This is a genomic window from Paraburkholderia phenoliruptrix, assembly GCF_019511605.1.
Classification (GTDB): domain Bacteria; phylum Pseudomonadota; class Gammaproteobacteria; order Burkholderiales; family Burkholderiaceae; genus Paraburkholderia; species Paraburkholderia phenoliruptrix_A.
Genome location: NZ_JAEUAV010000001.1, coordinates 699,815 through 712,355 on the forward strand (window position 1 = coordinate 699,815; position 12,541 = coordinate 712,355).

Consider the following 12,541-nt stretch of genomic DNA (forward strand, 5'->3'; position numbering starts at 1 on the left):
TATTCCGGAATCAATCCATGAACAAGCTAAAAGACAAGGTCGCCATCGTGACGGGCGCTTCCAAAGGTATCGGCGCGGGTATAGCCCGCCAGCTTGCGGCAGACGGCGCAAAGGTCGTCGTCAACTACGCCTCGAGCAAGAGTGGCGCTGACGAGGTCGTCGCCGACATAGAAGCGGCTGGTGGAAGGGCGGTGGCAGTGCGTGCAGATGTCACCAAAGAGGCGGACGTGGACGCGCTGATAAGAGGCGCCATCGACACCTTTGGGCGTTTGGATATCGTGGTGAACAACTCCGGTGTCTATCAGTTCGCGAAGATAGAAGAGACCACAGAAGCGCTCTATCGCATGCAGTTCGACATCAACGTTCTCGGGCCGCTACTAGTCGCGGGTGCCGCAGCGCCGCATCTGGGCGAGGGCGCCAGCATAATCAACATCAGCTCGAACGTTACCGCTGTTCTGCCGGCCGGGAGCGCTATCTACAGCGGCACGAAAGGTGCCGTTAACGCGATCACGGGGGTGCTCGCGCGGGAACTTGGCCCACGCGGAATCCGGGTCAATGCCGTGAACCCTGGCTTGATCGAAACGGAAGGCACGCATGCTGCCGGGGCGATCGGTTCGGAGTTCCACGCGTGGAACGAGGCCCGGACACCTCTTGGTCGCATCGGACAAGTGCAAGACATCGCGCCGATCGTCTCTTACCTCGCATCGGACGATGCGCGCTGGGTGACCGGCGAGATCATCTTCGGTTCGGGAGGCATGCGCTGAGTGTGTGAAGTACGCCGCACGCTCAAGTGGTGCGGCGCGCTCACATTTCATAACTCGACGAGAACACGCGTTGCTCGACGATCGCTCGTGTCAGAGCGGATTGCCACCCGTTGCCACAAGTCGCGCCATCAAGGGGTGGCTTCGTACGACTGGTCGAAGACTTCGCGGCCCGGCCACCCGACTTCCTAGCGGGCTTGCCCGTCGGCTGTCCCGTGCGCGCCAACTCACGAACCCATGCTGCCGCGAAGCGGACCGGATCCGAATAATGTGCCGTTTACTCCTTTGTGCGATCCTTTGTGCGATCCTTTGCGCCCAGTCGCATTACCCGGCCGTTGATCGCATGTGTTTGCTGCCGCGCCCCGGCGGAAAACAGATAGGCGCAAACCTCTGTTTCGCGCGCAATGCCGGGTACGACCGTATATAGCGCATCGACGAACCGCTCGGCAATCGGGTCATAGTAAGTTTCGCGAATGTGCCCCGAGCGCCCGTCACTGCCCCACTCGACTCGACCCTCGTTGCCTGCCGTTATCACAAATACAAGGCGAGTTCCAGTTTCTGGCCTATCGTCACGGTGGTCTGCTCCATGCATCGCTGCGAGCAGGAGCGCGTGCGGATTGCGGTCGGCGCGGCGGGTCGCCGGCCCGCTTATTGCCCGTTCCTTACCGGCGAGTCAGCGTCTTGTCCGATCGATGACTTCGTCGAACGAGCGGCGGCGAGCGTGCTGGATCTCCTCGGAGAAGGTGTAGCGATGAATTGGCCGATGCCGAGAAGCGGCGGCTTTTCAGAACGCCACGTCAACATGTGTTTTCACCCAGCCTCGGTCGCGTGCCGCCGACCGGTCTCCACGGCCGCGCCGGCCCGCTGCATGACCGGGATGAGGCTCTGGCCGGCCGTGAGCCGCCGGTCGAGGTCGCCATCCATTCGCATGGTCGAGGTTCAATCTGCTCTCGCTCAATGGCCGCTCTCGGGCGAGTGGATGGCGGGTTGCACTACCCCGATGTGGACCAACATCGGACTCTTTGAAGAGGTCCGTCACTGTCCGCTTGTCGGTTGATGTCCGTCTGACCGTGACGGGTCGGCATGCCGCAATCGGCTCTGCGAACTCATCGCCGCAAAGCGGTCAGTGGTCTTGCTTGCGCATCAAGGCAGCATGAGTGAGCGCCACTAGGCGTCAAACCATTCGCCGAAACGGCGCAGACACTCTTCAGCGATAGGCGCCGCCCGATCAAGCATGACCTGCTCCTGCGCGCGAACCGCGTCTCGCCAGTTGACCGCCGACACGATTGCTTCAGCGAGTTCCGCAGCGTCGAGCATGGCCAGATTGACGCCCGTGCCCATTGGCGGCATTACATGTGCGGCATCTCCTATCAGCGTCAGTCCCGACTTCACGGGCCACTTCGTCCCGGCAGGGAGACTGACGATCGGGCGAATGGCGGCGATCCGATCGGCGTCCGTGATGAGCGATAGCAAAGCGGGCGACCAGCCTGCGTATCGGGCCAGAAGGTCGAGTGTGCTTATCCCCACCAAGGATTGTTCCGGTCGTTCGGTAGTGACATTGGACGTTTTGAATGCGGCGTACACCCGCACTACGGCATTGCCGTTGCGCTGAGCAAAGATTCCTTTCTCTTCATGCAGTGCGAGGAGCGTGCCGCGCCCGACGAATCGTGCAATTGCTGGGTGCTTGCGGTCTACGTCGGTAATCCATAGCTCGACGAAAGTCACGCCGGTGTAGACCGGACGTGCGTCGGTGAGTGCAGTCCTCACCGCGGAGCCGGCGCCATCTGCACCGATAACCAGGTCGCACTCTCGCACTGCCCCGCCCTTCAGACGCACCGACCAGCGTCCGTTAGCTGCCTGGACGACATCGACTATGCGAGCGCCCCAGACGACAATCTCCGGTGGAAGCGGATCAAGCAACATCTTTCGCAACACCACTCGATCGATCTCGGGACGCGTTCCTGTTCCTGGCTCTGGAATTTCTTCGCGAAGAACAACGCCTGTCAGGGCATCCACAACCTTTTGCCCTTGATCGTCGTGACGGGCAAGAGCAAGAAAGGGCTCCAACAAACCTGCCTTTCGTAATGCCAGTTGTCCTTCGTGCGGGTGCAGATCCAATGTGCCGCCCTGGTCTCGCGAAGACAGAGAGGCATCAGCTTCGAGTACGGTCACTTCGAATCCGTGGCGGCAAAGCATGTTCGCGGCAAGGAGCCCGGCTGGGCCGCCGCCCGCAATCACGATAGATGGTTTCGATGACATATCGGTTCTGTTGGTCAGGTTTCGGACATAAGGCTCGGAACGGCTTGAAGGTTAAGCGTCGGAAGACTTGATCCGTTATCGATATCTGGTCAAAATACATTGAATATCGGCCAACCTTCCACACCCCACGATGCCGGCTCGTGAATCAACCAAGGCCAACCCGTTACGCCGGGAACCAAGGGACCCAATGGAGCGGTTCACGCGAGAGACCTCGCAGAAGGGAAAAGGCCGCACCGGCTTTCACCGGCATCCAGAGGGGCAACTGATCTGTATCGTCACGGGCCGCTTGCAAATTCAAACGGAGGTCGGTGCGTGGCTGTTGCCGCCAAGGCGGGCGATCTGGATTCCGCCCAACCTTATGCATACCGGCGACCTGCGGGGCGTCAAAGCGTGGTCGCACATTCTGCTGTCGCCCAACCGCTGCCGTCTGCTACCTGAGCGGCCGCAGGTAATCGCGGTCGGATCGTTGCTAGAAGCGCTGATACAGCGCGTCGCACCGTGGGACCATACCGTCGCGCGAACGCCTGAAGAAGCGCGGATCGTCTCCGTGATGATCGATGAAATTCGCGCGGCAAAGCATGAACCGCTGCACCTTCCCCTACCCGGCGACAAACGCCTGCTCAAGATGGTCGACATCGTGTTGAACGATTTGAGTCGGGAGCACTCTCTGGAAGCACTGTCGTCAATGGCCGGCCTGTCGGCAAGAACCGCTCGGCGCCTGTTTGCCGCATCGCTCGGCATTTCGTTGGCCGAATGGCGACAGCAGGCGTTGCTTCTACGTGCGATCGATCTGCTTGCGCAGGGCGAGTCCGTATCGGCAGTGGCAGATGTGCTGGGCTACGCCAGCCCGAGCAGTTTCATTGCGATGTTCCGCATTGCGTTTGGTGTGACACCGGGGAAATATGTCAAGGCTGACGGCCACGATGCCTGATGTCGACGTCCTGCGAAAGCGTTCCGTTTGCCAGCGCGGTAATGACTCGCTTCGTTTGTCGGTCCAAGAACCTGCTGTGCGCTATCGCTGAGACGGGGACCATGCGGATACTGCTTTGCTCTCTTCTTAGAAGGAATGCGATTCGCTATGGCCGAAAGGACGAGCCGCTGTCCTTTCGTTAGCGAAAGCATCCACGTCGCGGTGAGGGACTAAAGGATGGCTCCGCGGTGCGTTTCGAGTGCGTCGATGTTTTTGAATTCGACGACAACGGGCTAATCGAGCGGATGATCATCGTCTACGATACCCATCCTGTTCGCAGTACGGTAGGTGACAAATACGCGTAGCCGAATCGATCTCGTATAAATGCAGCAACCGCACGTCAGGCAGCCGCCCGAACCATGTCGATGAACGCTCGCAAACTGGTCGGCATATGGCGGGTGCCAGGGAAGTAAAGGAACAGACCAGGAATCAGCGGACACCAATCCTCGAGCACCGCAACCAGGCGGCCATCACTTAATGCCGCACGGGCATAGGGTTCCGGGACATAAGCGATGCCCAGGCCGTCTATCGCTGCCTCCACTATCAACTGAGTGTTGTCGAGTGTCAGGGCGCCCGGTACGTCGATCGCCATGTCCTGCCCTCGCTTGAGAAACTCCCAGCGATAGCGCTTACCGCTCGGAAGGCGTTGCCGGATGCATTGGTGCTGAAGCAGCGCATCCGGCATTGTCGGTGCCGGATGACTGACCAGATATCCGGGAGAAGCCACGGCCAGGAAACGCATGTCGGGCCCAAGACGAATCGCGACCATGTCCCTCGGCACGGCCTCGCCCAATCTCACGCCCGCGTCGAAACCCTGTTCAACAATATCCACGAGCCGTCCCTCAGCCACAAGGTCAAGCTCTATACCCGGATAGCGTGCGAGAAATTCGGGCACGACGGTCTGAAGCAACAAGCGAATGGCACCTTCGCTGCCATTGATTCGCAGCGTACCCCTTGGATTTCCTTGTGCGCCGGCGACTTCCTCCAGGGCCGCATCGAGATCGCCCACGAGCGGACCAATGCGCCGTAACAGGCTCTCGCCCGCCTCGGTTAGCGACACACTACGTGTTGTCCGGTGCAGCAGGCGAGTACCCAGGTTGTCTTCCAACCCCCGCATTGCATGGCTAAGCGTGGAGCGGGTGACCCCGAGCAGATCGGCGGCACGCCGGAAGCTACGGTGTTCGGCAACAGCCATAAAGGCTCTCAGATCGTCCAGCGTCGGCTTGCTCATTGGTGGTTGTTTTTCACCTCGTCATCCAATCAATTGGTGATTATCGCCACAATGATAACGACGTAGCATGAACCGCACTCCCTTTTCTTTTATTCAAAGGACGCAAATCATGCACAAGACCTGGCTCATTACAGGAACCTCTACTGGCCTCGGCCGGATTCTCACCGAACGCTTGCTGGAACGCGGCGACCGGGTGGTTGCCACTCTGCGGCGGGCAGGCGCGCTCGACGAACTCCTCGCAAAATACGGTGATCGTCTGTGTGTCCTTCAGCTCGACGTTACGGATGTCGAATCAACCAGAACCGCAGTGGCAAAAGCCTTCGACCGTATGGGGCGCATCGACGTGGTGGTCAGCAATGCCGGGTATGGCCTCTTCGGCGCGGCGGAAGAAGTGAGCGACACGCAGATTGAACGGCAGATCGCCACCAACCTGACGGGCTCGATCCAGCTCATCCGGGCAGTACTGCCACACCTTCGCAAGCAAGGCGGCGGGCGTATCGTCCAGGTCTCGTCGGAGGGCGGACAAATCGCCTATCCAAACTTCAGCCTTTACCACGCCACCAAGTGGGGAATCGAAGGTTTTGTCGAATCTGTCGCCAAGGAGGTCGCGCCGTTCGGCATTGATTGCCTGATTGTTGAGCCGGGCCCAACTGCAACTAACTTCCGCCAAGGATTGGATCACGCGCAGCCTATGCCTTGCTATGAAGACACACCAGCCGGTGAAGTACGCAGGGCAGTATCGTCCGGCACGTTCGCGCTGAAGGGCGATGCCGTCAAAACGGTCATCGCAATGATTGGCGCGGTCGATGCCGAAAGACCGCCTTTGCGGCTGACGCTGGGCAGTACCGCCTACGCTTCGATCAGCCAGGGACTGACCGAGCGGTTGCGCTGCCTGGAGGCAAAGAAAGACGTCGCGCTTTCCGCTGATCGGGACGAGTAAAGTCGGTTGGCCGGCGCCGCCTTGCCGGTGTAGCCGCTATCACGACTTGTATGGCTGAGACGAGGGGGCGCCGTGCGAGCTTCTAACCAAGCCATCGTAGCCGCAGGGTGTCACGCGCGCGCCGCTCCGACGAGGATCTATCACAGCGGCATCGCCGTGCGAGCGCTCAACGACACTGACGCCGCGACGGAGTTCATGGCGCAGTTCCGAGGCGTCCAGGACGCCAACGCCACAGGGGCCGGCATTGACCAGGTCGCGGACGATTTATTGTCCTATTTAGCCGGTCTAAGCGGCCACTGCGATGACCAATAAGTTCATGTTGCGACTGCTGAGTTGGGCACATAGACGATGCGGTGCCCAGGATCAGCCCAGGCGGTGGACACGTCAGAAAGCGGGACTGCGCGGTAGTCGAGCGATAGTTTCGCCTCTGCGGCGGCCCGTAAAACGCCATTTATGGCGCCGATCAATCCGTGCACGCTCACGCTGCCGAGACCGCTTCCCATGATTTCGATAGCGGAGGACCGCAATACAGAAGCGGGCAACGCGACCTCGCCCCCAGCGGCGGAACCGACCTGGACAAAGCGGAGCGGTACGCCCGAAGGACAAGCCTTCGCGGCCGCAACAAGAATTGAGCGCGCACTCGCTCCCCACAGATAGTCGAGCACCACGTGAACCCCGCGGGCAAGGTGCGGGTGCAACGCAGCCTCGAACGCTTCGCGGTCTTCGCCAAGAGGAACCACGGCATCCGCGCCGACGGTGCGAAGCACTGCTTCGTTACGGCCGGTCGCTATCACGCGTGCCGCGCCCAGATGTCGCGCAATCCATACCGCAAGCTTTCCCGCTACGCCTGTCGCGCCGTTTATCAGGACCGTCTCGCCGTTGATCAGCCGCGCGCGTTCGGTCAGTGCGGCCCAGGACGACATGCCTGGGTTGGCGAGCACGGCGGCGGCGGTGTCTTCGAGGTCATCTGGCAGCGGCAGCCACTGTCCATCGGCGACCACAGTGCGATCGGCCATAGCGCCAAACGGCGCGCGGGGCAGCAGGAAGTAAACCCGTCTTCCGTCATCGAGCCGCCCCACGCCATCGACCCCAACAACAAACGGATACTGTCCGGTTGCGCTGTAATGATGACCGGCAGCACGGCCACGGGCGAGCTGACTCAACGCGGATGCTGTTACATGGACAACGACCTCGCCCGGCTCCGCGACCGGTTCGGCGAAATCGTCATAAACCGGCAGATGGCCGGGCTTCAAAGCGATTGCAGCTTTCATCTTGACCTTCCGAAGTCATAGGTGGGGTTGATCCCTGATCGATGCCGGGAATCGTCATGCCGCTTTCATCCAAAAGACTCGCGACCGCGTGGGACGCCAATTCCTGCTAACGCGGGGCATCGTCGCGTGGGTAATCGCCGTTCAAAATGCGCAGATGCGCAACTAAGCGCGGATGCAGCGCCTTTTAATCCAGGTTGAATCGTGTGGCGGAAAGACGCATGTTAATCGACAGCGTCCCTTCGCGCAGTTCCCATAGCTTCAGTTCATAACGGCGCAGTCCACGGCGAATGAACGGCTCCGCGTCCATGAACTCTCCAGCTTCCTTTTCGGTGGCGGCATACAGCACCGTCATTCCTTCGCCCACGATATGGCCTTCAGTAACGAACGGCCCGGACAGGAACACCTTGTCCTCGTGCTCGACAAGATAACGAATATGCTCGGGAATGTGCGGCATCGTCTCTTCAACGGAGGCGACCGGATAGCTGAATGCCACATAAAGACGCTTGCGCAGGTTCGGTGCGACGAGGCGCTGAATTTCAGCCTGAAGCTCTGACATGAGATATTCCTTCAGTGTTGACTGCGTGAAAATAATGCCTGTGTCGCGAGGGCGTTCATTCGAGCGTCGACGTCCAGTTGCACCGGCTCCCTCGACGGTCCGCGGCGCGAATCGACAGCGCGAAGCCCAGCACGACAGTGAAGCAGACCAGCGGCACCCAGTACGCGGTGTTCGTCGTAAAGCGGTCGGCGATTGCGCCCATCACCAACGGTGCGACAGCGCCACCGACCAGCGCCATCACATGGAACGAGCCGGCGCGCCCTGTACGCACGCCAAGCCCTTTGATGCCGAGCGCGAAGATGGTCGGAAACATGATCGACTCGAAGAAAAACACGGCGGTCAGTGCGATCACTGGAACTGGGCCGCTGGTCACGCAAGCGGCGATGCAAAGCACGAGCGAGGCAACCGCGTATGTCGCCAGCATCGCGGCGGCATCGAAGCGCTGCATCAACGCGGTCGAAAGAAAGCGGCCGCCCGTGAACGCGATCATCGCTCCCGACAGGATGAATGCCGCCTTGCTTACCGGCAACGCGGGCCAGTGTTCGGTTGCGAAATTGATGAAGAACGCAGCGATACCCGCCTGAGCCGAGAAGTAGAAAAATTGCGCGACGACGCTGAACACGAAGCGCCGCTCACGGCGCAGCGGCAACGCTTCGTTCGCGTCTGCCGCCGGTAGCCGCGCGTCCCGGCCCGGCTCCGGCAAGGCAACCTGCCAGAATGCGAGGGCGAGCAGCAGAATTACCGTTGCAATCACGATATAGGTTGTTCGCACCGAAGCCACATTGGATGCCGCCGCAGCTGCCGCATTCGCGACTTCGGCGCCAGGGCGGAAGAAGAAAAGACCGCCAATCAAGGGGCCAGCAAACGCGCCGAAACCGGTGAACGCCTGCGCGAGGTTGAGCCGGCGCGCCCCGCCATCGGGCGACCCGAGCACGGTCACGTACGAATTCGCCGCGCTCTCCAGGCACGCCGCGCCGCATGCCAGCACGAACAGCGCCATCAGGAACGGATAGAAGCGATGCTGTGACGTCGCAGGAGCGAACAGCAGCGCGCCAAGCGCGAAGATGGCGAGTCCGAGCAGGATGCCGCGCTTGTACCCGTAGCGACCGACGAACAGTCCGGAGGGAACCGCCACGAGGAAATAGGCGCCGAAATAGCAGGTCTGCAGCAACGCGGACTGCAAGCGCGTGACGTTGAGCGTCTGCTGGAAATGTTTGTTCAGCACATCGAGCAGACCGTACGTGAGGCCCCACGCGAAGAACAGGCTGATGACGAGCGCGAGGGCAATGCGGTAGCGCACGGCTTCATCGCGTGCAGTCGCGGCCGCTGAGTCGGCGATGGTGGACGAAGTGGAAGTGGCCATGTCGGACCTCGCTCATGCATCGCGCCGCGCACGCGCGGAGCGCAGCGACAGCTTGATCGTCGCGGCATAGTCCTCGCTGCCCAAGCCGAACGCCGATGCGTGATCGAGCGCCTGCGAGACCACCGACGTGATGGGCAATGGCAGGTGTGCATCGGCGCCCGCTTCCAGAATCAGGCCAACGTCCTTGCGCATCTGCTCCACCGTGAAGGTCGGCGAGTAGTCGTGCGCGACGAGTTGCTGCGCCTTAGCCTTCACGATGGGCGAGGCCACCGCGCTTTCGCACAGCACCTGCCACATGTCGCGCCAGGCGAGGCCGCCCTGCTCGCCGATCGCGAGCGCTTCGCCCAGCATGCCGACGGTATTGGCGACCATCGAATTGATGACCAGCTTCATCGTGCGCGCCTGTTCCGCCCCGCCGACGTAGAACTGCGACGGTCCCAGCAGCCGCAGCAACGGCAAAACACGGCGATACTGCTCGAACGGACCGGATGCGATTGCAGTCAGTTGCGCCTGTTCGGCCATCCGTGCATTGCCCGATACGGTCACGCGTAAATAGTCGACCCCCGCCTCCTCGAACACACGAGCAACGCGAGCCGACGCCTTCGTCGACACGGTGCTCGTATCGACATATAACTGCCCTGGACGCGCACGCGCGGCAAGCTCCCACGCAACCGCCTCGAAAGCTGCGTCGTGCGGAAGCGACGTAATCAGGATTGCGGCCTTATCGGCAATCGCATCCAGCGTGTCGAGCACCGGCAGACCGCCGGCGCGGGCCAGCGAAGCGCGCTCGCTGCTGGTATCGAATGCGGATACGCGGTGGCCGTGCCGGCGCAGGCGCTGCGCCATCGGCAGGCCCATCTTGCCGACACCGACGAAGCCGATGTCGAAAAGGTCCTCATCTGCTAAGCGGGTATCGCCTTCGGCGCAGACGCCAGCTATGTCTTCCATGAATGTCTCCCGGTTGTAGTGAATTGCGCCGGCGAGCAGTTCGAGCGCCGGCGTCTGAACCAATCGTAAGTGGCGCCAAGCGCTCCGTCCAACACCGAATATTTCTGAGCCCGATGCCCGTTTGTTATCGGAGGTGCGCTATTGCCTTTTTGCGGATGCCTGCGGCCGATGCCGGAAAGTTATTGAGGCTTTCAAAAAATGGTGTTGGATTTCGCGCGGCGGGCTGGATACGCTCGGTTTGTGGGCCGCAATACATGCAGGCCACGCTCGATACCTCTATGGAGAACACGATTATGGATATCACACCAAAGCAGATGGAAGCCACAAGGATCGCACGCTGGGGCAAGGTCGAACCGTACGGCGAGACCTTCATCGAAAGCAGACTGCCTGGATTCGAGAAGCGCCTGTACAAGATCATCAACCGCGGGGTGCTCGAGAACAAAGGCGTGCAGCCAGCTATCCAGGGCGCGCATCGCTTCGGCGTCACCCTGATCGAGGTGCCGGTCGGCCAGGGTGCGAACCTGCACTCGCACAAGACCGAAGAAGTATTCTTTCCGCTCAACGGCAAGATGATCGTGATCTGGGGCGATCATGGGGAGCATCAGATCGAACTGAACCAGTGGGACTGCATCTCGATGCCGACGGGTGTCATGCGCGGCTTTCGCAATCCCAACGACCATGCCCTTGTGATCTATTCGGTGGTGGGCGGCACCGATGAAGAAGTGGGTCGGATCGAGTGGCATCCCGACGTGCTGAAGGCGGCCGAGGGAAGCGGCCTTGAATATGACGAAACCGGCTATCTGAAGACCGAAGCTCAAGGCGTCGACCGTTAGATCGGCTTCATAACAGCAGACCCAGTAGTAATCAACTTATGCAGGAGGCGAAGCACCCAATGAACGAATCCCCTCATGTAGCACCGGCTGCACCCGCACTGGCCGGTGCCGATACGGGCTTCACGTCGCCGCAACCTGGCCGCGAAGCGCTCACGGCCACGCCGGAAGCGTTGCTCGAAGCCGTGCTCGCTGCGAACCGCCGAACGACGGACCCTCGCCTCAGGCAGGTTCTCGATGCGCTGCTTCGTCATCTGCATGCGTTCGCACTGGAAGTCAGGCTCGGCTATCAGGAGCTCGAGGTGGGGCTCGACTTCCTCGTGCGCATCGGTAAGGCGACCGGCCCGGAAAAACATGAAGGCATTCTGCTCGCGGACATTCTCGGATTGGCCACGCTGGTCGGACTTATCGACGCGAAACAGGCGCTGGCCGCGGGCGGCACGGAGCCCGCGCTGATCGGCCCGTTCTGGCGCGCCGCCCAGCCCCTGCGCGAGAACGGCGCGCATATCGCCGCGCAGGGAACGCCTGGCGAGCGGCTCTTCGTTAATGGCCGCGTCCTGTCGCTCGACGGCAAGCCAATCGCCAATGCGCGCGTGGAAACCTGGCAGGCTTCACCGGGCGGGCTTTACGAGAACCAGGATCCCGACCAGGTAGATATGAATCTGCGCGGGCGCTTCCAGACCGACGCAGACGGCCGCTTCTCGTTTTACAGTGTGCGGCCCGCGGGCTACGCGGTGCCAGTGGACGGTCCGTGCGGCGAACTGCTCCACGCGCAACAGCGCGCGATCATGCGGCCCGCGCATCTTCACTTTATCGTGATGGCCGACGGGTACAAGACGCTCGCCACGCAGATCTTCGATGCGGAAGATCCGAATGCGTATCGCGACGTGGTGTTCGGTGCGGTCGGCTCGCTGCTGCATCGATTCGAACGGCAGGCCGACGACAGCTTCCGGCTCGACCTCGACCTCAAGCTGGAACCGGGCACGATGCGGGTGCCCATGTGTCCGCTGCCATGACATCATCGTCCATTGCCCGGACCCCCGTGCAACGCCCGTCGACGACAGATGCGCCGCTCGTGATTCTCGCGACATTCGTACCGGAGTCCGGCCATGAAGAGGCCGTCCGGCACGCGCTGCAAGCGGTGCTGCCGGCCACACGCAGCGAGCCGGGATGCCTGCGCTTCGATCTGTATGTGAGCTTGGAACCAGTCACGACCTTCCGGCTGTTCGAGATCTTCAGAAGTCAGCAGGCAGTGGATGCGCATCGCGACACCGATCACTACCGCACATTTCGCTCGGCCGTGATGCCGCTGTTAGCCACAGCGCCTGTCGTAATGAAGATGGCACCGCTCGACGTGGTTGAAGTTCCGTAGCATTTGACGACGCAAACACGTTCGTGACGCGCACGTCGCG

General features: G+C 61.2%; 13 protein-coding genes and 1 pseudogene. 7 read left to right on the plus strand and 7 right to left on the minus strand.

The annotated features are described in order from the left end of the window. Positions 1–17 precede the first annotated feature (17 nt). Positions 18–764: a glucose 1-dehydrogenase gene (locus JNB89_RS02995; protein WP_135895448.1), complete on the plus strand. Its 747-nt coding sequence runs from the start codon at positions 18–20 to the stop codon at positions 762–764. Positions 765–1,038: 274 nt separating this feature from the next. Here the strand turns inward: JNB89_RS02995 and JNB89_RS30970 are convergent, their stop codons facing one another. Together JNB89_RS30970 and JNB89_RS03005 are read right to left on the minus strand one after the other, a co-directional pair. Then, positions 1,039–1,353 carry a hypothetical protein gene (locus tag JNB89_RS30970; RefSeq protein WP_223216678.1) on the minus strand — a complete coding sequence of 105 codons (315 nt, stop codon included), beginning with the start codon at positions 1,351–1,353 and terminating at the stop codon, positions 1,039–1,041. 575 nt (positions 1,354–1,928) lie between these two features. Next, positions 1,929–3,020: an FAD-dependent oxidoreductase gene (locus JNB89_RS03005; protein WP_220361190.1), complete on the minus strand. Its 1,092-nt coding sequence runs from the start codon at positions 3,018–3,020 to the stop codon at positions 1,929–1,931. Between the two features lie 187 nt (positions 3,021–3,207). Here JNB89_RS03005 and JNB89_RS03010 point away from each other — a divergent pair, with 187 nt between their 5' ends. Next, complete coding sequence (locus JNB89_RS03010) at positions 3,208–3,951, plus strand: AraC family transcriptional regulator (protein ID WP_220361191.1); 744 nt, start codon at positions 3,208–3,210, stop codon at positions 3,949–3,951. A gap of 206 nt (positions 3,952–4,157) precedes the next feature. Next, positions 4,158–4,295: pseudogene (locus JNB89_RS03015) on the plus strand (nuclear transport factor 2 family protein); the annotation flags it as partial. A gap of 35 nt (positions 4,296–4,330) precedes the next feature. On the opposite strand, the gene JNB89_RS03020 reads toward JNB89_RS03015, so the two are convergent. Further along, entirely contained in the window at positions 4,331–5,221 is an 891-nt protein-coding gene (locus JNB89_RS03020; protein ID WP_220361192.1) for a LysR family transcriptional regulator, read from the minus strand. Positions 5,222–5,330: 109 nt separating this feature from the next. Between JNB89_RS03020 and JNB89_RS03025 the strand changes: the two genes are divergently transcribed. Then, positions 5,331–6,161, plus strand: a complete 831-nt coding sequence (locus tag JNB89_RS03025) for an SDR family oxidoreductase (protein WP_220361277.1) — start codon at positions 5,331–5,333, stop codon at positions 6,159–6,161. Positions 6,162–6,475: 314 nt separating this feature from the next. Here the strand turns inward: JNB89_RS03025 and JNB89_RS03030 are convergent, their stop codons facing one another. The 4 genes from JNB89_RS03030 to JNB89_RS03045 form a co-directional block, all read right to left on the minus strand. Then, positions 6,476–7,432: a quinone oxidoreductase family protein gene (locus JNB89_RS03030; RefSeq protein ID WP_220361193.1), complete on the minus strand. Its 957-nt coding sequence runs from the start codon at positions 7,430–7,432 to the stop codon at positions 6,476–6,478. Positions 7,433–7,616: 184 nt separating this feature from the next. Next, the gene (locus JNB89_RS03035; protein WP_220361194.1) at positions 7,617–7,988 is read right to left on the minus strand and encodes a YciI family protein; all 372 of its coding nucleotides are present in this window, start codon (positions 7,986–7,988) and stop codon (positions 7,617–7,619) included. Between the two features lie 55 nt (positions 7,989–8,043). Beyond that, the gene (fucP, locus tag JNB89_RS03040; RefSeq protein WP_220361195.1) at positions 8,044–9,351 is read right to left on the minus strand and encodes an L-fucose:H+ symporter permease; all 1,308 of its coding nucleotides are present in this window, start codon (positions 9,349–9,351) and stop codon (positions 8,044–8,046) included. 12 nt (positions 9,352–9,363) lie between these two features. After that, positions 9,364–10,299: an NAD(P)-dependent oxidoreductase gene (locus JNB89_RS03045; protein WP_220361196.1), complete on the minus strand. Its 936-nt coding sequence runs from the start codon at positions 10,297–10,299 to the stop codon at positions 9,364–9,366. 293 nt (positions 10,300–10,592) lie between these two features. Here JNB89_RS03045 and JNB89_RS03050 point away from each other — a divergent pair, with 293 nt between their 5' ends. The 3 genes from JNB89_RS03050 to JNB89_RS03060 are packed head-to-tail and all read left to right on the plus strand — an operon-like array spanning position 10,593 to position 12,501. Beyond that, entirely contained in the window at positions 10,593–11,132 is a 540-nt protein-coding gene (locus tag JNB89_RS03050; RefSeq protein ID WP_220361197.1) for a cupin domain-containing protein, read from the plus strand. Between the two features lie 59 nt (positions 11,133–11,191). Next, positions 11,192–12,145, plus strand: coding sequence for a dioxygenase (locus tag JNB89_RS03055; protein WP_220361198.1), 954 nt, complete (start codon positions 11,192–11,194; stop codon positions 12,143–12,145). Continuing rightward, positions 12,142–12,501 carry a putative quinol monooxygenase gene (locus JNB89_RS03060; protein WP_220361199.1) on the plus strand — a complete coding sequence of 120 codons (360 nt, stop codon included), beginning with the start codon at positions 12,142–12,144 and terminating at the stop codon, positions 12,499–12,501. Before JNB89_RS03055 ends, JNB89_RS03060 begins: the two co-directional genes overlap by 4 nt. The last annotated feature ends 40 nt before the right edge of the window (positions 12,502–12,541 follow it).